The organism is Sinorhizobium sp. (genome assembly GCF_059070375.1).
Genome location: NZ_JCACWC010000003.1, coordinates 602,439 through 623,890, shown reverse-complemented (window position 1 = coordinate 623,890; position 21,452 = coordinate 602,439). Strand labels below are relative to the sequence as shown.

19 protein-coding genes are annotated in these 21,452 nt (G+C 63.4%); 10 read left to right on the top strand and 9 right to left on the bottom strand.

The annotated features are described in order from the left end of the window. Positions 1-48 precede the first annotated feature (48 nt). Positions 49-1,665: an LTA synthase family protein gene (locus AC5J09_RS14980; protein ID WP_411923379.1), complete on the top strand. Its 1,617-nt coding sequence runs from the start codon at positions 49-51 to the stop codon at positions 1,663-1,665. A gap of 24 nt (positions 1,666-1,689) precedes the next feature. Beyond that, a complete protein-coding gene (locus AC5J09_RS14975; RefSeq protein ID WP_494297917.1) occupies positions 1,690-3,015 on the top strand; it encodes a capsule polysaccharide biogenesis protein in 1,326 nt (441 codons plus the stop codon). On the opposite strand, the gene AC5J09_RS14970 is transcribed toward AC5J09_RS14975, so the two are convergent. The 8 genes from AC5J09_RS14970 to AC5J09_RS14935 form a co-directional block, all read right to left on the bottom strand. Beyond that, positions 2,985-3,998 carry a KpsF/GutQ family sugar-phosphate isomerase gene (locus AC5J09_RS14970; RefSeq protein WP_100669643.1) on the bottom strand — a complete coding sequence of 338 codons (1,014 nt, stop codon included), beginning with the start codon at positions 3,996-3,998 and terminating at the stop codon, positions 2,985-2,987. The genes AC5J09_RS14975 and AC5J09_RS14970 overlap by 31 nt on opposite strands. Positions 3,999-4,182: 184 nt before the next feature. Continuing rightward, positions 4,183-4,638, bottom strand: a complete 456-nt coding sequence (locus tag AC5J09_RS14965; RefSeq protein ID WP_100669644.1) for an RrF2 family transcriptional regulator — start codon at positions 4,636-4,638, stop codon at positions 4,183-4,185. A 296-nt stretch (positions 4,639-4,934) separates the two neighbouring features. Continuing rightward, positions 4,935-5,153: a hypothetical protein gene (locus tag AC5J09_RS14960; protein ID WP_018094157.1), complete on the bottom strand. Its 219-nt coding sequence runs from the start codon at positions 5,151-5,153 to the stop codon at positions 4,935-4,937. Positions 5,154-5,700: 547 nt separating this feature from the next. Continuing rightward, the gene (gene secD / locus AC5J09_RS14955; RefSeq protein WP_379941621.1) at positions 5,701-8,235 is read right to left on the bottom strand and encodes a protein translocase subunit SecD; all 2,535 of its coding nucleotides are present in this window, start codon (positions 8,233-8,235) and stop codon (positions 5,701-5,703) included. Between the two features lie 93 nt (positions 8,236-8,328). Further along, positions 8,329-8,751 (bottom strand): hypothetical protein, encoded by a 423-nt coding sequence (locus tag AC5J09_RS14950; RefSeq protein ID WP_324762867.1) that lies wholly within the window; start codon positions 8,749-8,751, stop codon positions 8,329-8,331. A gap of 158 nt (positions 8,752-8,909) precedes the next feature. Beyond that, the gene (locus AC5J09_RS14945; protein ID WP_494297915.1) at positions 8,910-10,523 is read right to left on the bottom strand and encodes a 5-guanidino-2-oxopentanoate decarboxylase; all 1,614 of its coding nucleotides are present in this window, start codon (positions 10,521-10,523) and stop codon (positions 8,910-8,912) included. Further along, a complete protein-coding gene (locus AC5J09_RS14940; protein ID WP_275596810.1) occupies positions 10,520-11,710 on the bottom strand; it encodes a pyridoxal phosphate-dependent aminotransferase in 1,191 nt (396 codons plus the stop codon). The genes AC5J09_RS14945 and AC5J09_RS14940 overlap by 4 nt, the downstream gene beginning before the upstream one ends. Positions 11,711-11,733: 23 nt before the next feature. After that, positions 11,734-12,348 (bottom strand): TetR family transcriptional regulator C-terminal domain-containing protein, encoded by a 615-nt coding sequence (locus AC5J09_RS14935; protein WP_494297914.1) that lies wholly within the window; start codon positions 12,346-12,348, stop codon positions 11,734-11,736. A gap of 269 nt (positions 12,349-12,617) precedes the next feature. On the opposite strand from AC5J09_RS14935, the gene AC5J09_RS14930 reads away from it, so the two are divergent. The 8 genes from AC5J09_RS14930 to AC5J09_RS14895 all read left to right on the top strand — a co-directional run bounded on the left by AC5J09_RS14930 (position 12,618) and on the right by AC5J09_RS14895 (position 20,262). Continuing rightward, positions 12,618-13,391, top strand: coding sequence for an ABC transporter ATP-binding protein (locus tag AC5J09_RS14930; protein ID WP_018094151.1), 774 nt, complete (start codon positions 12,618-12,620; stop codon positions 13,389-13,391). 35 nt (positions 13,392-13,426) lie between these two features. Further along, a complete protein-coding gene (locus AC5J09_RS14925; protein ID WP_100670015.1) occupies positions 13,427-14,209 on the top strand; it encodes a transporter substrate-binding domain-containing protein in 783 nt (260 codons plus the stop codon). Between the two features lie 105 nt (positions 14,210-14,314). Then, complete coding sequence (locus AC5J09_RS14920) at positions 14,315-15,040, top strand: ABC transporter permease (RefSeq protein ID WP_018094149.1); 726 nt, start codon at positions 14,315-14,317, stop codon at positions 15,038-15,040. Then, positions 15,037-15,861 (top strand): ABC transporter permease, encoded by an 825-nt coding sequence (locus AC5J09_RS14915; protein ID WP_494297912.1) that lies wholly within the window; start codon positions 15,037-15,039, stop codon positions 15,859-15,861. Before AC5J09_RS14920 ends, AC5J09_RS14915 begins: the two co-directional genes overlap by 4 nt. Before the next feature lies 1 nt (position 15,862). Beyond that, positions 15,863-17,032: a M20 aminoacylase family protein gene (locus AC5J09_RS14910; protein WP_018094147.1), complete on the top strand. Its 1,170-nt coding sequence runs from the start codon at positions 15,863-15,865 to the stop codon at positions 17,030-17,032. A gap of 213 nt (positions 17,033-17,245) precedes the next feature. After that, positions 17,246-18,727 carry a cytochrome ubiquinol oxidase subunit I gene (locus tag AC5J09_RS14905; RefSeq protein ID WP_494297911.1) on the top strand — a complete coding sequence of 494 codons (1,482 nt, stop codon included), beginning with the start codon at positions 17,246-17,248 and terminating at the stop codon, positions 18,725-18,727. Next, positions 18,717-19,721 (top strand): cytochrome d ubiquinol oxidase subunit II, encoded by a 1,005-nt coding sequence (gene cydB, locus AC5J09_RS14900; RefSeq protein ID WP_494297910.1) that lies wholly within the window; start codon positions 18,717-18,719, stop codon positions 19,719-19,721. The genes AC5J09_RS14905 and cydB overlap by 11 nt, the downstream gene beginning before the upstream one ends. 235 nt (positions 19,722-19,956) lie before the next feature. After that, positions 19,957-20,262 (top strand): chorismate mutase family protein, encoded by a 306-nt coding sequence (locus AC5J09_RS14895; protein ID WP_100669651.1) that lies wholly within the window; start codon positions 19,957-19,959, stop codon positions 20,260-20,262. Between the two features lie 18 nt (positions 20,263-20,280). Here AC5J09_RS14895 and galE read toward each other — a convergent pair whose 3' ends face one another. Beyond that, on the bottom strand, positions 20,281-21,309 hold the full coding sequence (gene galE, locus AC5J09_RS14890) for a UDP-glucose 4-epimerase GalE (RefSeq protein ID WP_018094143.1): 1,029 nt from the start codon (positions 21,307-21,309) through the stop codon (positions 20,281-20,283). Positions 21,310-21,452: the final 143 nt, after the last annotated feature.

The window sequence follows — 21,452 nt, the reverse complement described above, 5'->3', positions numbered from 1 at the left end:
ATATTAGGCTTTAAGTGTCGGGAGAAGCCTTCTGCCGAGGCGGCGACGGTGAAATGGCTCAAAGGTATCGGCTTGGCGCTCATTCCCTTCCACCTGCACGACTACCCGATAGCCTTGACCCTCGGGTGCTATCTGCTGTCCTGCGCGGTGATCTTCTATACCGACCGGTTCGCCCTTCCGGCGCGCGAACGCAGGAAGAACGCACCGAAATACGGGCGCTATCAGGACAGGATCGACCGCCTCGCCCGGCTGCCGGTCATCGCGCTCGTCTTTGCCGGCTTCTTCGCGATCTCGTGGCGGCCCCTCTATGCCGCCGCCGGCACGATGAGTTTCTTCATCATTTTCACCGGCATTTCCCGCGCGAAGTTCAAGTTCATCCGCGAGCCGTTGGTCTTTTCCGATATTGCCCTGGTCGCGGATGTCTTCAAGTACAAGACGATCTTCTATGCGAGCTCGCTGAACATCGTGTTCTGGATCGTCGCCTTCCTTTACGTGTTCGGCGTATCGGCGCTTTACATGTATTTCGAGCCGACGATCCTGCCCGAAAGAAGCAGGGTCTTCTGGGTTCTGATGATGGTGGGGATCGCCGCCGGACCCTGGGGCCTGTTGTTTTACGGGCCGGTGAACCGCCCGACGGCCGCTCTCGTGCAGAAACTGGTGAAGGCGATCAACGTCAAGAAGAACACGGTTCGTTTCGGTACCTTCGCTTCCGTCGTCTTCCATTTCATCATCTGGCTCGGCGTCAAGCGCGACAAGATCGTCGCCGAATTGTCGGAAATACTGCGCGCCGCGGTACACGACCTCATCGGCCACGAGGAGGCCCCGCTGATCGTCGTATGGCAGTCGGAGTCCTTCATCGACATGCGGCATTTCGGTGTCGATTCGATCAAGCTTCCGACGGTCGACCGGTTACGCAAGCAGGCGGTGCAGTGGGGGCGGTTGAGCAATGTCTTCGAGGGCGGCTACACGCTGCGCACCGAATTTGCCGTCCTGAGCGGCCTTGTGCCCGACGACATCCACGTCGATGCCAGCTATCCCTATCTTCGTGCCGCGCACTATGCCGATGTCGTCTGGCCCGGAAAGCTCAAGCGCGCCGGCTGGCGCACGCATTTCATTCATCCCTATGACCGGACGTTCTTCCTGCGGCACAAGGCGATGCCCCTCCTTGGATTCGAGAAGCTTACCATGCTCGATGCCTTCGACCATAAACCGGAGCGCGACGGGCTTTATGTCTCGGACGCCACGCTGGCAGCCCGCGTGCTCGCCGAAGTCGAGAAGCTGCCGGAAGAGGAGAGCGGCTTTTTCTTCGTCGCCTCGATGGCCAATCACGGCCCCTGGGAACCGGGGCGCGTCGGTACGCTCACCCATCCCGTCGATATCTACCTGGCGATCCTCGAGCAGTCTGACGCTGCGTTGAAGCAGCTGATCGACGGCCTCAACAAGCTCGACCGGCCGGTCTGGTTCGTCTTTTACGGCGACCACGCGCCCCTTCTGAAATCCTTCGCGGATCCCTTCCCGGATCCCCGCACGGATTATTTCATCGTGCCGCTCGCCAAGGCGCGCGCTGCGGCCCACAGCCCGAAGCGAGCGAAGGACGAGGATCCCTGGAACCTGCTCGGCTCCATGCTGAAGCACGCCAATCTGCACAAGGACGCGCTGCAATAGCAGCGTCTTCCGGAAATCCGCCCGATGACAGCAGATACGACCTTCGATCCCGCGCCGCCAAGAACCTTCCTGTTCCTGCAGGGGCCGGCGTCGCCGGTCTTCGCCAAGGTCGCCGGGCATCTCGAAGCTCTGGGCCATTGCTGTCTACGCATCAACCTCAATCCCGGCGACCAGATATTCTGGCGACGCCGGGGCGCCCATAACTACCGCGGCTCGTCGGCGCGGTGGCCGGCCTATGTCGAGGCCTTCATCCGCCGCCACGCCGTCACCGACCTCGTCCTGCTCGGCGAAGAGCGCCCCTATCACCGGATCGCCACAGCTGCCGCGCGAAAAGCCGGCATCCGAGTCTTCGTGGTCGAAATGGGTTATCTCAGGCCGGACTGGCTGACTCTCGAGCGTGGCGGCATGTCGTCCAACTCGCACTTTCCGGCCGATCCCGCGCAAATCCTGCGAGCGGCAACGGGCTTGCCCGAGCCCGACTGGCAGCGGCGCTACCGGCAGAGCTTTCTTGCAGAGGCGGCATACGACCTCCTTTACAACCTGCCGAACGTGTTTTTCTCTTTCCTCTTTCCCGGCTACCGCCGGCACGGAATCTTTCATCCGCTCGCCGAATATGCCGGGTGGATCCGGCGGCTGGCGGCCGGCAAAGGCGAGCAGCGGCGCGCGGATGCGTTGATCCGCTCGCTTTCGGCGAAAAATGCACCGTATTTCGTCTATCCGCTTCAACTTGAAACGGACTATCAATTGCGCGCGCATTCACCCTTCAGCAGCCAGCGGGAAGCGATCGACGGCATTCTTGCCTCTTTCGCGCGACATGCGCCGGCAGGAACCAGTCTTGCCATCAAGGTGCACCCGCTCGACAACAGCCTGATCCCCTGGCGCAGGATCGCCTCGGACAAGGCCGCCTCGCTCGGTGTCGGCGACAGGGTCCTCTATCTCGACGGCGGCAATCTCGATTCGCTTACGGAGCACAGCTGCGGAATGGTAACGGTCAACTCCACCGCCGGATTGCATGCTCTGAAGCAGGGCAAGCCCGTGAAGGTCCTGGGGACGGCCGTCTTCGACATTGCCGGTCTCACCGACCAGCAGCCGCTCGACGCGTTCTGGACGGCGCCCGAAGCCCCGGATCCGGTGCTGAGCGGGGCAATGTTCAGGCTGATGGCCGCTTCGATCCAGGTGCGCGGGAACTTCTATTCCCGTGCGGGTACGGATGCCGGCGCCAAGGCGATCGCGGAGCGGCTGCACCGCAACGACGTCAATGAACCGGACGCCTTCGTCGACCCGCCGCCCCGGCAGAAGCCGGCGAAAATCAGCGAAGATCAGGCGACGCCGGCGCGCAGCAGATCGTGAATGTGCAGGATGCCGGCCGGTGCGCCCGCTTCGTCGACGAGGAACAGCACGGTGACCTTGTGGTCCTGCATGAATTCCATGGCGGCGCTGGCAAGGACGTCACCCTTGATCACCCGCGGATTGCGCGACATCACCTCTTCGACCGGTTGCGCCAGGAGGTCGCCCGTCATGTGACGGCGCAGGTCGCCGTCGGTGATGACGCCGACCAGCTTGCCGCTTTCATCTTTTATGCCGACGACGCCGAAGCCCTTGGCCGACATTTCGATGACCGCCTCGCTCATCGGGCGACCTACGGAGAGCAGCGGCATCTGTCCGGTGCCATGCGCCAGCTCCTGAACCAGGCGCAGCTGCGCGCCCAGCTTGCCGCCGGGGTGGAAGGTCTTGAAATCCTCGGCCGAGAAGCCGCGCCGCTCCAGGAGCGCGATCGCCAGAGCATCGCCGACGGCAAGCTGCAGCATGGCCGAGGTCGTCGGCGCCAGGCCGTGCGGACAGGCCTCCGGCACCTTCGGCAGCACGAGGGCGATCTCGGAATTGCGTGCAAGCGTGCTCTCGCGGTTCGAGGAGATCGAGACGATCGGCACTTTGAAGCGCTTGGCGTAGGTCAGCATGTTGGCGAGTTCCGCCGTTTCGCCCGACCAGGAGAGCAGCACCAGCGCATCCCGGGCGGTGATCATGCCGAGGTCGCCGTGGCTTGCCTCGGTCGGATGGACGAAATAGGCCGAGGTGCCGGTGGATGCGAGCGTGGCTGCAATCTTGCGGCCGATATGCCCGCTCTTGCCGACCCCGGAAACGACGACCCGGCCATCGCCGTCGCCCATCAGTTCGACCGCATCGACGAGGGCGGCCGCGAAGGCTTGGTCACCGGTCAGATGGTCTGCAAGGGCCTTGATGCCGTTCGAGGCAGTCGTCAGCGTCCTCCCGATCGACTCCAGCACGGTGCCACCGGCATGCGCATCCGCCGTCGCGTGTCTCACACCCATCATCGCCCCCCTGTAGGGCACCTCCGGGAAAAGTGTGTCACGGTTTTCCGCCGGAAGTGCGTAGCCAAAAAACGGCCTCGTCAGCGGGCCGCAGCAAGATAGACGCCAGATAGGCTTTTTTCCCGGACAAACCAAGTCTTTCGCCGGCCATTTGTACCAAACCGGCGACTTTTCGGGACGGTCAGGCTCAGCCGATGCGCTTTTCGGCCGAGGTCTCGGGGGGGAGGACTCCGCCGGCGGCAAACTCGGCGAGCGTCATCGAATCGAGGATGGACGACATCGCGTCACGCACCGATGTCATCGAGATGCGCACCCGGCAGGTCTCCGGATCGTTGCAGTCATCGCACATTTCATAGGCCGTGCGACTGGCGCAGCGTATCGGCGCCAGCGGGCCGTCGAGCGTCCTTATGACATGGCCGATGCGAATCTCGGAGGCCGGTCGCGACAGGGAATAACCGCCGCCCGGTCCTTTCTTCGAGCGCAGCACGCCGGCGTTGCGCAGTTCCAGGAGTATGGTGTCTAAAAACTTCTTCGGAATGTTGTTGCGCTGCGCGATTTCGGTGATGAAGGCAGTCTGCCCGGGTGGAAGCCGTGCCAGGTCGACCAATGCTTTCAGTCCGTATTTTCCCTTCTTCGTCAGCATTCGAGCCAATTCTCCCCGATCCCGCAGAATCGCCGGATCCGCCCTCGGATACAATCTTGTCCTGGCATAGCACAAGAATGCGCTGCCAACACACAGCTATAGTCGACAACCGGGAGATGACGGGCATCCATGGACGCAAGGAGCGGGAGCGTGCGTATATTACGCTCGCATCCCGTCCGCGGTCCTGAAACGATAATGGGGACTAAAGCACTTCCAGCGAAACTGTGCAGCGGCGTTCCGTCGGGAAGTGCGTACTCTTGAGAGTATTCGGTTCTGAAGCAGTTCGACTTCTGCCCTCACGCGGCGGCAATGCCGGGTGGCCGGCTGGTAAGATTCCGCCCGCCCTGGGCGGAAAGGAGCCGGCCAATGGCCGCGCGTGCTTCATCGACCGAACGGAAGCGCTGAGCGTCCAAGTCCCAGACGTGATACTTGACCGCCAGGAACTTCAGACGGTCTTGGTCAGGAACGACGACTCCGACGGCTTCGCCACCATATTCGATAACTTGCTTGCTCATGTAAATAACGCTCCTCCGCACCCACGGGCGCGGATAATTCAATTCTCGGCAAAGGATGAACTCGGTAAGTTTGAACGGTCACATTCGGCGAAGTTGGCGAATGAGACCTTTAACCGTTGCACGACAATGGGAACGTGAGCCGCAGAAAGCGGCGGTCGAAAATTCGAACATGTCACTCTCCTTTGGCTGGCCCGGCACAGGACGCCAGGCGCTCATGAACAAATCGAAGCGGAATCCTTCCGCCTCCCACGATGGCAAACTAAAATAATCTACCAATTTCGTCAACTGAAGAAACGAGAATGCGAAAAATAATTCCCCATCTCGTTTCCGTAGCTGCCGCCTCGGCAAATCCGTTCGCCTGTCCGGGCTATCTCGCTATCTAGGTAGCGCCGAATCGCCGTGCAAGGGACGGGTCGAATATAGGCAGTTATTTCCGACGAAAAAGGGGCAGCCCCCGGAGAGGCTGCCCCTTTGCCGCGATCGACACGGCGGCATCAGCAAAAGCGCGGACGGTTTTCCGCCCGCATCCGTCGACGGCGCGAGGCCGTCAGGCCGTCGGCGTTTCCGCCTGCTGCCCGGTGGAGCGAGCGGCTTCCCGCTCCTTCCACCAGCGGCTCAGGAACAGCAGGATCGGGCCGCCGATATAGATGGACGAAGTCGTCGCGACGATGACGCCGAAGATCATCGGCCATGCGAAGCTCTGCACCGCCTCGCCGCCCCAGATCGCCATCGGCACAAGGGAAAGCGCCGTTGCAGCCGAGGTGAAGATGCATCGCGCGATCACCTGGTTGATGCTCATGTCGATGAGATCGGAGAACGGCATCGACTTGTACTTGCGCAGGTTTTCGCGCATGCGGTCGTAGACCACCACCTTGTCGTTCACCGAATAGCCGATCATCGTGAGCAGCGCTGCGATCGCGGTCAGGTTGAAGTCGATGCCCGTAAGCGCAAAGAACCCGACGGTCTTGGTGATGTCGAGCAAGAGCACGGCGATGGCGCCGACGGCGAAGTGCCATTCGAAGCGGAACCAGATGTAGAGCAGGATCGCCAACATGGCGAGAGCGACGGCGAGGAAGCCGGAGCGCGCCAATTCGCCGCTGACCGTCGGACCGACGACCTCGGTCCGCTCCATGCTGGCACCGGGGATGGCGGTCGTCACCGCATCCTTGATCTTGTTCAATGCCACCGTCTGCGCCTGCTCGCCGCCCGGCTGCCGCTGCACGCGGATCAGCACCGATTGGCCGCCGCCGAAGTCCTGGAGCGCCACCTCGCCGAGATTGAGCTCCTCGAGGCTTTGACGCAGCGTCGGCAGATTGATCTTCTCTTTCGAAACCGCCTCGACCTGAATGCCGCCGATGAAATCGATGCCGTAGTTGAGACCCGGCGTGAAGAACAGGATGACGGAGCTGATCGACAGGAATGCCGAGAAGCCGATCGCGACGAAGCGGCCCTTCATGAAGGAGAAGTTGGGCAGCTGCGGCACCTTGCCAAAAAGCGAAGGGATTTCCAGCTTCTTCATCTTGCGGCGCACGACGACCTCGCGCATCAGCAGGCGCACGACCGTAACGGATGTGAACATCGAAATGCCGATGCCCAGCATCATGGTGACGGCAAAGCCCTTCACCGGCCCGCTGCCGAACCAGAAGAGAAGCACCGTGCCCGCAAGCGTGGTGACGTTGGAGTCGATGATCGTCGCATAAGCCTTGTTGAAGCCGAGATCCAGCGCCTTCATCGCTCCGGCGCCCGCCTCGGTCTCTTCGCGGATGCGCGCATTGATCAGGATGTTAGCGTCCACGGCCATGCCGATGCCGAGAATGATACCGGCGATACCTGGCAAGGTCAGCGTCGACCCGATCAGGCCGAGAACGCCGATCGTCATGATCGTGTGCAGAACCAGACCCACATTGGCGATCATACCCCAGGCGCCGTAGAGCACGACCATGAGGACCACGACGAGGCCGAAACCGGCGAGACCTGTATAGAGGCCCATGCGAATCGAGTCGCTGCCCAGATTCGGACCGACCGAGCGCTCTTCGATGATCGTCAGCGGTGCCGGCAGCGCACCGGAGCGCAGGAGCGCGGAAAGAACCGTCGCCTCCTCGACCGTGAAGCTGCCGCTGATCTGGCCACGGCCACCGAGAATGGGCTCGTTGATGACCGGTGCCGTCAGAACCTTGCCGTCGAGCACGATCGCAAACGGCCGGCCGACGTTTTCGCGGGTGATGTCGGCGAACTGGCGGGCACCGAGCGAGTCGAAGCTGAAATCGACGACCGGCTGATTGGTTCGCTGATCGAAACCGACCTTGGCGTCGTCCAGGCGCTCGCCGGAAATGGCGACGCGGCTTTCGACCGGATAGCGGTTGCCGTCATTGGCGCCCGGCAGAATGTCGACCCCGCGTGGCGCCGGCTGCGTGACGTCGACGGCCTGGTCGAGCATGTGGAAGCTCATCTGTGCCGTCGAACCCAGAAGCTCGCGCAGGTGAGTCGGATCCTGGAGACCGGGCAGCTGGACGAGAATGCGGTTGGAACCGATGCGCTGGATCAGCGGCTCGGCGACGCCGACCTGGTCGACGCGGTTGCGGATGATTTCCAGGCTCTGCTCGACCGCCTTGGTCATGCGGTCGGCAAGACCCGCCTCGGTCATGGCCAGGGTGATGACATCGCCCGCCGTCGTTACCTCGACCTCGGGAGCGGGGGCGGCAAAACCCACAGTGCTCACGGGCGTCGCCAGTTCCTGCAGCTTCGGCAGAACCTTTTCCCGGTCCTGAGCATCGGGGATGCTTACCGTCACGCTGTTGCCGCTGATACGCGCAGAGGAGGCGGAGACGCGCTCACCGCGCAGGACGCGACGGGTATCGTCGAGAAGCGAGTTGAGGCGAGCCTTCTGCAGCCCCGCCCCGTCCACTTCGAGAACGAGGTGCGAACCGCCCCTCAGATCGAGGCCGAGTGTGACCGGCTTGAACGGAAGAACGGAAGCGACCTGCTCCCTCATGGCCGGCGTCAAAACGCTCGGCAACGCCGCAAGGCATCCGAAAATGATGATCGCGACATAGGCGAGGACCGCCCATCTGGATGTACGCATGTGGGAATTCCATAAATGCCTGAACGCGCTTCGAGCAGCGTCCGGGCTGGGTTTTCATCAATGGCTGAGGCGGGATCGAAAGCCCTGCCGAACTCAAACGATGGCGGCCGACGGTGGCGGCGCGCGGATGCACTCGTTCTGACACGGTGCGCCGCCTGCGATTTCGGCTCGCGGCAGAGTTGGAGCAGGAGAATCCTCGGGCGCAGCGAGCGCAACGCGTTGGAGCTGGATGAACGGCGCCGGATCGCCGCCGACCATCGACTTGCCGTCCGCGCGCTCGCCGCTGAAACGCAGGTCGGGCAGTGCAACCGCCCTGCATATCTGGCGGGCGACCGGCCGGTCGGAGGAACCTGTATCGGGTTGAGCGACATTGCCGGCCGGCGCTCCGGCCGCACGGCTTGCTGCACTCTGGCCGACCGCAATGACCTGCATGGATAGAGAGGCGCAGAACAGCCACAGCACGGCGAGAAGCCGGCTGGCGTGCATGCTCCTGCTGCCACCACCCATGAGGTCCATCTAGGACGCGGTCCCTTTCTCTTTGCGTCCGGTCTATCCGCGATCGAACGCAAGCGAGACAATTCAGCCCGAGCACCAAGCTACACGAAGAACGTGGCCGGATTCGAGCATGTGCGCTCTTAACATCACTCCGGGCCGTAAAAGTCAAATCCGGGCCGTCACGCTGTAGCGCCGGCGGTTCTCTCCTGGTGGATTTCGATGAGCGAAGGCCCCGGGCGCGACGCCGCATCGGCGAGAGCGCGCGGCAAATCCTTCACGGTCGCCAGCCGCTCTGCAGGCAGTCCGTAGGCTTTGGCGGTCAGCAGGAAATCGGGCGCGGAAGGTTTTACACCCTCCGGCGTGATCCCCGATTCGACCATGTAGGACTCGATTTCCCGGTATCCGTCATTGTTCCAGACGAGGAAGACGACCCTGGCATGCGCATCCACCGCCGAACCGATCTCGGCCAGAGAAAACTGGAACCCGCCATCGCCGACCAGGCATATGACCGGCCGCCCCCGATCGGCGACCGCAGCGCCTACCGCGGCGGGAGGCGCATAGCCGAGCGAGCCGTAGCCCGTCGCCGAATTGAACCACGCCCTTTGCCGCGGTGCATCGCAATAGAGGTTGCCGGCATAGACGGCCTGGGTCGAGTCCCCGACGATGGTGCAGTCGGGAAGCGTCCGGTAGATCGCCTCGACGACGCCGATTTCCGCAAGCATTTTCGGTGTCAGCTCCTTCAGCGCCTGCCTGCGCGCGGCCTCCGCCCGCGAGGCTCCATTCTTGGCTGACGCATGGTCCGGCAGGAAGCCCAGAATGCCCGCAGTCGCAGCCTTCGCGCCGGAGAGGATCGAAAGTGCTGCTTTAGGTCCGCGCGCGAGCTGCGCCGCATCGATGTCGGTGCGAATAAGGTTCTTCAGCAGCGGAAAGCCGCCATCCGCATAGAGATCGTAATCGGTCTGGCCCATTTCGGTGCCGAGCGCCAGCACGAGGTCCGCCTCCCGCAACAGCTCGCGTATCGCCTTGAGGCTCGGGCTTGCCGGTACCCGGAGCGGATGGCCGGCAAGCATGCCGCGGGCGTTGACCGTCGTGACCACCGGCGCACCGATCCGCTCGGCGAGTTCCCGCACTTCGGCTTCCGCCGTCAGGGCGCCGCCGCCGCACAGAATGACGGGCCGGGCGGCTTCGGCGCAGAGGATCGCCGCCCTTTGCAGCGTTTCGCTGTCGGAGCGCGGGCGGGTCGCCGCCGCCGGCTTTGCCGGACGACCCTCGATCTTCAGGGCCATCACGTCGGTCGGGATTTCGATATGGACCGGGCCCGGCCGGCCGGAAAGCAGCACGGCAAAGGCGCGGTCGACGACGAGCGGCAGATCGGCGGGGTTGAGAAGCGTGTGCGAATAGAGCGCCAGCGTCTTCATCATTCCATTCTGATCGGGCAGCTCGTGCAGCAGCCCCCGGCCATGCCCGAGGGAATCCCGGCGGTTGACGCCGGAGATCACCAGCATCGGGATCGAGTCCTGCCGGGCTTGCGCCATGGCGGTGATCGTATTGGTAACGCCCGGACCGGTGATCACGAGGGCCACGCCAGGCTTGCCGCTGACGCGTGCATAACCGTCGGCCATGAAGCCCGCACCCTGTTCGTGGCGCGGCGTGACGTGGCGAATATTCGATGCGGCAAGGCCCCGGTAAAGTTCGACCGTATGCACGCCCGGAATGCCGAATACGACCTCCACTCCGTTTGCCTCCAGGAGATCGACAAGGGTCTCGCCGACGGTTTTCGATTCGACTGTCATGCGCGGCGCTCCTTGCGGGTGGTGCAGCGTTCGGCCAGTGCGGCGATGCGGCGGCAGGCCTCCTCGATGGCGGCATCCGGAACGGTGAGGCTCACGCGCAGAAAGTTGCGTGCCTTGTCGCCGAAGGACGACCCCGGCATGACCGCAACTCCCTCCTCTTCCAGGAGCGCCCAGGCGAAGGCTTCGCCGGAGAGGCCCGTGCCGGAGACGTCGATCAGCGCAAACATACCCGCCTCCGGCGGCAGCACCGAAACCCCGGACGCCCCCGCAAGACCGTCGATGATCCGCCGGGCACGCCGGCTGTAGGATTTCCGCATCTGCCTCGCCGTATCGATGTCATGCGTCAGCGCGTAAGCGGTCATATCGGCGATGAACGGCTGCTGCCCGAAAAGCATGGTCTCGGAGATCGGCAGCAGGCGCTCGGTGAACTCGGCCGGGCCGACGGCCCAGCCGCTGCGAAAACCGGGTGCTGCATGCGACTTCGAAATGGACGAGACGACCACGGTGCGTTCGGCAAGATCGGGATTGTCGAACGGCGAAGCGAAGAGCGCATCGAAGACGAGCTCCTCATAGACCTCGTCGCAGACGATCCAGAGATCGTGACGGCGCGCGACTTCACCGATCGCCGCAATCTCTTCCGCCGTCAAAACGGCGCCGGTGGGGTTGTGCGGCGTATTGAGGAGCAGCACGCGGCATTCGGGCGTGACCGCATTTTCCAGATCCTCCGCCCGCATGTGGAAGCCGTTTTCCGGGTCAAGCGGTACGAATACCGGATGGGCCCCCGTGGACCGGATGACGCCTTCATAGGTCGCGTACAGGGGGTCTCCGACGAGCACGCCGTCGCCCGTCTCGGCAAGCGCGAACATCACGGCAAAGAGCGCCGTCTGCGTTCCCGGGAAGCAAAGAATGTTCTCCGCGGTCACGGCGGCACGGCGGCGACGGTATTTTTCGGTAAGCGCCGCCACGACCGCCGGCTCTCCGCGACCGTTTGAATAGCGGTAGCGCCCCGCATTCATGGCCCGCTGGCACTCTTCCAGAAGCGCGCGGTCCGGCGGCAGATCCGGTTCGCCGATTGTCAGCTCGATGAGCTCGGCGCCACTCGCCTTCAGCTGACGTGCGCGGGTGTGCAGCGTCCATTTGCCGGAACCGAGCTCGGCAAGACGTGATGTGATCGACGCGTAGCGCAAGTATTCACTCCCTCATTCGTTTTCTATTTTTCGATCCGAAGACCGAGCAGGGCTTCGACCGAGGCCATGGCGATGCCGACCAGTTCGCCCTCGCGAAAAAGATCGCCGGCGAGGCAGCCTTCGATCCAGAGCCCGTCCACGAGGCCGTTGATCGCGATTGCGTAGCGGCGGCACTCCTCGGGACCGGCGGGCCGGCCCTTCGCCGCAAGAAAATCGCTGAGTAACTCCTGCAATGCGTTGCGGAAGGCGAGATAGCCATCGCGATGGATTTCTGAGAGCACCGGATCGACTCGCACCTGGCTGATGAAAGCGGCCCAGAGAGAGATGCTGCGGCTGTCGGCGACCGGCTCGGTCAGATTGATGGCGATGAAATCCTTGAGACGCGTCGCCGGATCGCCCTCGACGTTCTTCGCCTTCTCCGTGAGAGAGGCGATGACGGCGCGGTATGCCTCCGCAACCATCTGGTCTTTGGATTCGAAATAATGACGGACGAGCCCGGCGGTAACGCCGGCGCGAACGGCGATCTGGCGCACGGTCGCACCCTTGAGGCCGAATTCCGAGATGCAGTCCAGCGTCGCCTCGATCAGTTCCTGGCGCCGCTCGCCCTCGGGGGCGCGATAGAAGCTGCGCCGGTTCACCGAATGCCCCGCGCCGTGCCGTTCAGCCAGATCGTCATTGCCTGCGAACCGGTTGGGCTCATGCGTTGCTCCCGGGAATGACCGTTGTTGCGAGGAGCGTCAGAAAATCGACGCGGGTGTTATTATACGCTTGAATAATAGCGACACAAGTGCAACGATGCCTTCCAGAAACAGCGTGACAAGCCGAAGATGCTGCACGAGAGAACGACCAGGGGAACTGTTTTTATGGCTTCAACGAGCGTTCCGCGAACGAGAGGAGCCGCGCGCCGATGACGGATGCGGCCCAGGCAATCGCGGTTACCGACCTCCACAAGCGTTTCGGGCCATTGGAAGTGCTGAAGGGCGTATCGCTGAGCGCGCAGCAGGGCGACGTCATCGCGATCATCGGCGGCAGCGGTTCCGGCAAATCCACGCTTCTCCGTTGCATCAACATGTTGGAACTGCCCTCGGCCGGCCAGATCAGCGTGCACGGAGAAGAGATCCGCATGAAGCCGGACGGACACGGCGGATTGATGCCGGCCGACCGCAAGCAGGTCCAGCGGATCCGCACCCAGCTCGGCATGGTTTTTCAAAGCTTCAATCTCTGGCAGCACATGACAATTCTCCAGAATGTCATCGAGGCGCCGGTGCACGTACTCGGTAAAACGAAGGCCGAAGCGGTTGAGACGGCCGAGGCGCTGCTCCGCCGGGTCGGCCTTTACGAGAAGCGGGATGCCTATCCGGCCTTCCTGTCCGGCGGCCAGCAGCAACGCGCCGCCATTGCCCGGGCGCTTGCGATCCAGCCGCTGGTCATGCTCTTCGACGAGCCGACCTCTGCGCTCGATCCGGAACTCGTCGGCGAAGTGCTTTCGGTCATCGGCGATCTGGCGCGGGAAAAGCGGACGATGGTGCTCGTGACCCATGAGATGAAATTCGCGCGTGACGTCGCCACTCACATCGTTTTCCTGCACAACGGCGTGATCGAGGAACAGGGTCCGCCAGAGGCGATCTTCGGCGCTCCGAAATCCGAAAGGCTCAAGAAGTTCATCAGCTCCATTCACTGAATTCCGCAATGCTCAACAACCAAAAAGGGAACGGCATGAAGAAGACATTGAAACTCGTGGCGCTCGCCGCCGCCCTGGCCATCACGGGTGCGGCCGCCGCCTCGGCCCAACAGGTCAAGGTGGGAATTGCGGCGGAGCCTTATCCGCCCTTCACTTCGCCTGACGCCAGCGGCAACTGGCAAGGCTGGGAGATCGAGTTCATGAAGGCCATGTGCGCCGAGGCCAAGCTCGATTGCGTCGTCACCCCGGTTGCCTGGGACGGCATCATTCCGGCGCTGACCTCCAAGAAGATCGACATGATTATCGGCTCGATGTCGATCACCGCGGAGCGGCTGAAGACCATCGACTTCTCCGACAAGTACTACAATACGCCGACCGGCATCATCGGCGCCAAGGGCGACGACATCAAGCCGACGCCGGAGGGTCTCGCCGGCAAGACGATCGGGGTGCAGGTGTCGACCGTGCACCAGGCCTATGCCGTGAAACACTTTGCGCCGGCCGGCGTCGAGGTGAAGGAATATCAGACGCAGGACGAGGCGAACCAGGATCTCGCCGCCGGCCGCGTCGATGCCGTCCAGGCTGACGCGATCGCCCTCGATGCCTTCCTGAAAAGCGACCAGGGCAAGCAGTGTTGCGATTACAAGGGCGAGGTCGCCGAGGACGTCGACGTCATCGGGCCGGGCGTCGGCGTAGGCTTGCGCAAGGGAGAGACGGAACTGAAGGAAAAGATCAACGCGGCGATCAAGGCGATCCGCGAGAACGGCACCTACGACGCCTTCTCGAAGAAATACTTCGACTTCGACATCTACGGCGGATAACCGCAACCGGCCGGCGGTCCGGGCGATCGCCGGCCTGAATTCGTGTTTGAGCGGGATGCGGATTGCGGACATCGTCCGTGATCCCGCTCTGTTTAAGAGGCTGCCGTGCTCGGTGATTCCTTTATCAACTGGAGCCTGCTTTCGCTCTCGGCGCCCGGCTGGGGCGGCGTCCTGCTGCAGGGTTTCCTCAGCTCGATCGAGATCGCAGTCGGCGGCTATGCGCTCGGGCTCGCACTCGGCATCGGCGGGGCCTTCGGCAAGCTCTATGGCGGGCCGGTGCTTCGCGATCTTCTGGAGTGTTACACGACGGTGGTTCGCGCGGTGCCCGAACTGGTACTCATCCTGCTTCTCTACTATGCCGGCACCGATCTTCTGAACCAGTTCCTGGGCGCCATCGGGGTCGGAGCCGTCGATATCAGCGGGCTCGTGGCCGGCATCTTCGTGATCGGGGTCGTGCAGGGGGCCTATTCGACGGAGGTGCTTCGCGGAGCGATCAAGGCGGTTCCCGCCGGCCAGATCGAGGCGGCGCGCGCTTACGGCATGTCGCCGCTCCTGGTGCTGCGGCGCATCACGCTTCCGGCGATGCTGCCCTATGCCATCCCCGGGCTTGCCAATCTGTGGCTGATCGCCACCAAGGACACGGCTTTGCTCGCTGTCGTCGGTTTCAGCGAGCTGACGCTGGTCACCCGGCAGGCGGCAGGCGCCACCAAGGCCTATCTCCTCTTCTTCTGCGCCGCCGGTGCGCTCTATCTGACGCTGACGCTCGTTTCCAATGTCTTCATCGGCATGGTCGAACGCCGTGCGCGACGCGGCTTCGCGGAGCAACGATGACCGACGAAACCACCCACGCGCTCGCATACACGCCGGAAGACCTCCCGAGAAAGGAGAGTTTCCTCAAGCCCCACCGCATCGTGCTGATGCTTCTCTTCGCGGCGCTCGTGGTGGCGGTCGCGGTCTTCATGCGCTGGGACTGGCTGCCGCGCTACCTGCCGAGGCTCGGCTCCGGCATTCTCGTAAGCTTGGCGATGCTCTTCAGCACCGCGATCCTCGGCTTCCTCCTGGCCGTGCCGCTCGGCCTCGCCCAGGTGACCGGCCCCTGGTTCTTCAAGACTCCAGCCCGCATCTTCTGTACCGTCATCCGCGGTACGCCGCTGCTGCTGCAGCTATGGCTTCTCTATTACGGGCTCGGCTCGCTCTTTCCGCAGTTCCCCGCAATCCGGCAATCCTTTCTCTGGCCGTATCTGCGCGAGGCATGGCCCTATGGCGTAGCGGCGCTCACGGTATCCTTCGCCGCCTATGAGGGCGAGGTCATGCGCGGCGCGTTCGCCGGCGTGCCGTCCGGGGAGCTGGAAGCCGCCCGTGCCTACGGCATGGGCCGCTGGACGATGTTCCGGCGCATCTGGCTGCCGCGGGCGATCCACCGCGCGCTGCCCACCCTCAACGGCGAGACCGTGCTGCAATTGAAATCCACGCCGCTCGTCGCGACAATCACCGTCGTCGACGTCTATGCGGTGATCTCGAAGGTGCGGCAGGAAACCTACCTGACCTATGAGCCGCTCCTGCTGCTCGCGGCGATCTACATGTGCCTGACGGCCATCCTGGTCGTGGCCTTCCGTTACTTCGAAAACCGCATACCCACCCGTGGTGCCTGACATGAAGCTTTCCGCCTCCATCGACAATGCCATGCCGGAACTCGTCGCTATCCGACGCGATCTGCACGCCCATCCCGAACTTGGGCTCGAAGAAACGCGGACATCCGCCTTCATCGCCCGCCATCTTGAAGCACTCGGCTATGAGGTGACGACGGGCCTGGCGAAGACAGGCGTGGTCGGCACGCTGAGATCCGGCACCGGGTCGCGCTCGATCGGCATCCGCGCCGATATCGATGCGCTGCCGATCCAGGAGGAAACCGGGGCCGCCTATGCAAGCACGAAGCCGGGCTTGATGCATGCCTGCGGTCATGACGGCCATACGACGATGCTGCTCGGCGCGGCCCGTGCGCTTGCCGAGCGAAAGAATTTCGACGGCACGATCCACCTCATCTTCCAGCCTGCGGAGGAGAATGCGGGCGGTGCGAAAATCTTGGTCGACGAGGGTCTCTTCGACAGATTCCCCTGCGATGCCGTGTTCGCGCTCCACAACGAACCGAACCTGCCCTTCGGCCAGTTCGCTTTGCGCGAGGGCCCGATCATGGCGGCGGTCGACGAGGCGCGGATCACCGTTCACGGCTGCGGCGGCCACGGCGCCGAACCGCAGGAGACCGCCGATCCTATCGTTTGCGGCGCCAGCATCGTCATGGCGCTGCAAACCATCGTCGCACGCAACATCCATCCGATGGACCCCTCCGTCGTGACCGTCGGCGCGTTTCACGCCGGCTCCGCCAGCAACATCATTCCGGAGCGCGCAGAGATCGTCGTCGGCATACGCTCCTTCGATCCGGGTGTCCGCGATGAGCTCGAACGCCGCATCCGGATGATCGCCGAGGCTCAAGCGGCAAGCTTCGGCATGCGCGCAACCGTCGATTACGAGCGAAGCTACGATGCGACGATCAACCACAAGGCGGAGACCGATTTCCTCCGCGAGGCCGCCATCCGCTTCGCCGGCGCCGACAAGGTCGTCGATCTCGCGCGGCCGTTCATGGGAAGCGAGGACTTCGCCTATATGCTCAAGGAAAGGCCCGGCAGCTATTTCTTCCTGGGCTCGCGGGTGACGGGCGAGGAAAAATCGCTCCACCACCCCGGCTATGATTTCAATGACGATCTGCTGCCCATCGGCGCTGCCTTCTGGACCGAGCTCGCCGAGGCCTACCTCGCGCGCCGGTGATTTCTTGGAGTGCTTTCCTCTCAACGCTGTTCACGTCACAGGGATGAGGCCAGAGAGCGAGACACGGCAGGCTGCTTCGAGGACGCTGTCGCACGCGGCGCCCTGATGGGCACCGCTTCAAAGTGCCGCGGGCGAACGATTGCCGCAGTGTGACAACGTGACGATCCGCCCGTCATTGACCTTTGGCAATATTGCGTCAGATTCAATCACACGATGCAGATCGCAAATGCCGGACGCCGTTCGCGTCTGAGCTTGCGGTTTCCGCCCGAAAGGATCAGCGCCGTGTTCGAAGCCTTTGACGCAACTGTCCTTGCACGCATACAGTTCGCCTTCACCGTCTCCTTCCACATCATCTTCCCGGCCTTCTCCATCGGGCTTGCCAGCTATCTGGCCGTTCTCGAAGCGCTCTGGCTCTGGAAGAAGGACGAGGTCTATCTGGAGCTCTTCAACTTCTGGAAGACGATCTTCGCCGTCGCTTTCGGCATGGGCGTCGTCTCCGGCATCGTCATGTCCTACCAGTTCGGCACCAACTGGAGCGTGTTTTCCGACAAGGCCGGGCCGGTAATCGGGCCGTTAATGGGCTACGAGGTGCTGACCGCCTTCTTCCTGGAAGCGGGCTTTCTCGGCGTCATGCTTTTCGGCCTCAACCGGGTCGGCCCGAAGCTGCATTTTTTCGCAACCGCCATGGTCGCGCTCGGCACGCTGATCTCGGCCACCTGGATCCTCGCGGTGAACTCCTGGATGCAGACGCCCGCCGGCTTCTCCGTCAACGAGGCCGGGCAGTTCATTCCCGACGATTGGTGGGCGGTCATCTTCAATCCGTCTTTCCCGTATCGGCTGACGCACATGGTGCTCGCCGCCTATCTGACGACGGCCTTCGTCGTCGGCGCCTGCGGGGCGTGGCACCTCCTGCGCAAGACCGCGCCGCGGCGCGCCCGCACGATGTTCTCAATGGCGATGTGGATGGCGGCGATCGTCGCGCCGATCCAGATCCTTGCCGGCGACCAGCACGGACTCAACACGCTCGAACATCAGCCGGCAAAGGTAATGGCGATGGAAGGGCATTATCAAAGCCATCCGGAAGGCGCGCCGCTGATCCTCTTCGGCATACCGAACTCCGCCGAGAAGCGCGTCGACTACGCGCTCGAGATCCCGAAGCTTTCGAGCCTGATCCTGAAGCACTCGCTCGACGCGCCGCTTGCCGGTCTCGACACCATACCAGAGGACCGGCACCCGCCGGTCGCCATCGTCTTCTGGTCGTTTCGCGTGATGGTGGCGATCGGCTTCGCCATGCTCGGTCTCGGCCTCTGGAGCCTCTGGTGTCGGCTGCGCGGCACGCTCGACACGAGTGCCGCGCTCCACCGCGCGGCGGTGCTCATGGGCCCGGCGGGCTTCGTGGCAGTGCTTGCCGGCTGGATCACCACGGAGGTCGGGCGGCAGCCCTACACGATCTATGGGCACCTTTTGACGGCGGACTCGATTTCCCCGATCGCAGCGCCGGCTGTGGGCGCCTCGCTCGTCGCCTTCATCATCGTCTATTTTCTCGTTTTCGGCGCCGGCACCTTCTACATCCTGCGGCTGATGGCACGCCTGCCGCGCGATGCGAGGCCGGATCTCGACGAAGGACCCTTGCGCACGGCCGGAGTGACGCCCGGGCCGGCAACAGCCAACCAGGGAGGCCATCATGGCCATTGATCTGCCACTGATCTGGGCCGCGATCATCGCTTTTGCGGTGCTTGCCTATGTCGTTCTCGACGGTTTCGACCTCGGCGTCGGGATATTGTTTCCGTTTTTCCCCGAAAAGCATGACCGCGACGTGATGATGAACTCGGTGGCCCCGGTATGGGACGGCAATGAAACCTGGCTCGTGCTCGGCGGCGGAGGGTTGCTCGCCGTGTTTCCGCTCGCCTATGCGACGATCCTGCCCGCACTTTACGCGCCCATCATCGCCATGCTGATCGGCCTCATCTTCCGCGGCGTGGCGTTCGAGTATCGCTGGCGCACGCAGCGCGGCGAATTCCTGTGGAACTGGGCATTTGCGGGCGGCTCGATGCTCGCTGCCTTCGCGCAAGGCCTGGCGCTCGGCGCCCTCGTGCAGGGCATCCCGGTCGAGAACCGGGCCTATGTCGGCGGCTGGTGGGACTGGCTGACGCCGTTTTCAATCGCCACCGGGGTGGCGATCGTGATCGGCTATGCGCTTCTCGGAGCGACCTGGCTGGTCATGAAGACCCGTGGCGAGCTCGCCGAACGGGCGCGCGGCGTCGCGCTTCGAACCGCTCTCGCCACGGTTGCCGCAATGGGCGTCGTCAGCCTCTGGACGCCGTTTCTCGAGCCGGTCTATCTGGAGCGCTGGTTCGGATGGCCGACGGCGATCTTCAGCGTCATCGTGCCGCTGCTCGTCCTCGGCTGCCTTTACCTTCTTCTCAAGGGCATCCGCGACCGGCACGATGTCCAGCCCTTCATCGCCGCGCTCGGCCTGTTCGTGCTCGGCTATATCGGCATCGGCATCAGCTTCTATCCCTTCATTGTGCCGCCTTCGCTGACGATCTGGGATGCCGCCGCGCCGGACGAGAGCCTCGCCTTCCTGCTCGTCGGCGCGCTTGTGCTGGTGCCGATGATTCTCGCCTATACCGCCTATGCCTACTGGGTGTTCCGCGGCAAGGTCGATCCGGAGGAGGGCTATCATTGACGCGCTCCAGCGGCACTGCCCGCAAGCTTCTCTGGTTCGTGGGCCTATGGGCCGCCGGCGTCGCGGCGGTCAGCATTGTCGGTCTTGCGATCAAGCTTGCTCTCGGCGCGTGAAAACCCCCGCTCGCAGCGGAGCCGTCACGCTGCGTCGGTTTAACCCCTTCTCAGCCGGCGCCCCCTTTGCTAGCAGTTCGGCGCTATCAAATGGGGCGGCCTCCGCTCCGCGAGGATCCGACATGCAGAAAACACCGGCAGAATGCACGACGATGGACGATATACGTGCGGAGATCGACCGCCTCGACCGCGCCTTGATGACGCTTTTCGCCGAACGCTGGGGCTATATCGAGCGCGCCGCGGAGATCAAACGCCCGCTCAACCTCAAGGCGGACATCCCGGCACGGGTGGCGGAGGTGAAGGAAAACGCGCGCCGGAACGCGGTCGAGCTCGGCCTCGATCCGGACTTCTACGAACGATTCTGGGCACAACTCGTCGAACGTGCCATTGCGCACGAGCGGAAACTGCTCGGAGAGGACCACCCCTGAAGGCTTCACGCAACGGGCTCAGCCGTTCGCGATCAACCGCTCGTCCTGTTCCTCGTCGAAGCTGTTCTTGCGGCCGAGATGGCTTTCCCAGTCGAAGGCGCTCCGGACGATATGCTCGAGGCTCGCATGCGTCGGGACCCAGTCGAGCTTCAGCCGGGCTACGGAAGAGTCGGCGACGATTTGCGCCGGATCGCCCGGCCGCCGGGGCGCGTAGTCCACCATAAAATCGCGGCCGGAAACCTGGCGCACAGTATCGAGCACCTGCAGCACCGAGAAGCCGTGGCCGTAACCGCAATTCGCAACCAACGGTTCACCGTCAGCCCGCAGATAGGCGAGCGCGCTCCTGTGTGCCGCCACGAGATCACTCACATGGATATAGTCTCTGACGCCGGTACCGTCCGCCGTCGGATAGTCCGTGCCCAGGACATCGACCTTCCGACGCCTCCCGAGCGCCGCCTCGCAGGCGACCTTGATCAGATGCGTCGCGCCGAAGGTGGACTGGCCGGCGCGGCCGAGCGGGTCGGCCCCGGCCACGTTGAAATAGCGCAACGCGACAAAACGGAAATCATGCGCGGCCGCGGCGTCCTGCAGCATCATCTCCGACATCAGCTTGGAGCGGCCGTAGGGACTCTGGGGCCGCAGGGCGGCGGTCTCGCCGACCGGATCGGACGTATCCTGGGTTCCATAGACGGCGGCGGTCGAAGAAAATACGAAATGGCGAACGCCGGCCTCGATGGTTGCGGCAATGAGCGTGCGGGTATTGGCCGTATTGTTCTCATAATAGGCAAGCGGGTTGGCGACCGATTCCGGTACGACGGCCGAGCCCGCAAAATGGACGACCGAGTCGATGTCGTTCTCGGCAAAGACCCGCTGGAGCAGCGCCCGGTCACCGACATCGCCGAAGTAGAAGCGCGCCTCCGGTGCGACCGCCCAGCGAAATCCAGTCGACAGGCAGTCGAGCACCACCACCGCTTCGCCGCCGTCGAGCAGCGACCATACCATGTGGCTGCCGATATAACCTGCTCCGCCTGTTACCAATACGGCCATTTTCCGTCCCCTGCCCTCTGCATATGCGGGATCAGAAAAGACGCGTTCGCGTTTCAGAAATTCTAAATCGGGGCGCTGTTCGCCGGCACGCAGCGGCTATTCTCGGTGGGGTGGTTAAGGGTCCGCCGCACCGATCGCTCGGA

Bases quoted from the DNA above. Each gene is read 5' to 3' on its own strand.
- AC5J09_RS14970 (WP_100669643.1), bottom strand. From the start codon at position 3,998: ATGATGGGTGTGAGACACGCGACGGCGGATGCGCATGCCGGTGGCACC.
- AC5J09_RS14915 (WP_494297912.1), top strand. From the start codon at position 15,037: ATGACCGACGAAACCACCCACGCGCTCGCATACACGCCGGAAGACCTC.
- AC5J09_RS14905 (WP_494297911.1), top strand. From the start codon at position 17,246: ATGCAGATCGCAAATGCCGGACGCCGTTCGCGTCTGAGCTTGCGGTTT.
- secD (WP_379941621.1), bottom strand. From the start codon at position 8,235: ATGCGTACATCCAGATGGGCGGTCCTCGCCTATGTCGCGATCATCATT.
- AC5J09_RS14965 (WP_100669644.1), bottom strand. From the start codon at position 4,638: ATGCTGACGAAGAAGGGAAAATACGGACTGAAAGCATTGGTCGACCTG.
- AC5J09_RS14945 (WP_494297915.1), bottom strand. From the start codon at position 10,523: ATGACAGTCGAATCGAAAACCGTCGGCGAGACCCTTGTCGATCTCCTG.
- AC5J09_RS14910 (WP_018094147.1), top strand. From the start codon at position 15,863: ATGAAGCTTTCCGCCTCCATCGACAATGCCATGCCGGAACTCGTCGCT.
- AC5J09_RS14895 (WP_100669651.1), top strand. From the start codon at position 19,957: ATGCAGAAAACACCGGCAGAATGCACGACGATGGACGATATACGTGCG.
- AC5J09_RS14960 (WP_018094157.1), bottom strand. From the start codon at position 5,153: ATGAGCAAGCAAGTTATCGAATATGGTGGCGAAGCCGTCGGAGTCGTC.
- AC5J09_RS14975 (WP_494297917.1), top strand. From the start codon at position 1,690: ATGACAGCAGATACGACCTTCGATCCCGCGCCGCCAAGAACCTTCCTG.
- AC5J09_RS14930 (WP_018094151.1), top strand. From the start codon at position 12,618: ATGACGGATGCGGCCCAGGCAATCGCGGTTACCGACCTCCACAAGCGT.
- galE (WP_018094143.1), bottom strand. From the start codon at position 21,309: ATGGCCGTATTGGTAACAGGCGGAGCAGGTTATATCGGCAGCCACATG.
- cydB (WP_494297910.1), top strand. From the start codon at position 18,717: ATGGCCATTGATCTGCCACTGATCTGGGCCGCGATCATCGCTTTTGCG.
- AC5J09_RS14950 (WP_324762867.1), bottom strand. From the start codon at position 8,751: ATGGACCTCATGGGTGGTGGCAGCAGGAGCATGCACGCCAGCCGGCTT.
- AC5J09_RS14925 (WP_100670015.1), top strand. From the start codon at position 13,427: ATGAAGAAGACATTGAAACTCGTGGCGCTCGCCGCCGCCCTGGCCATC.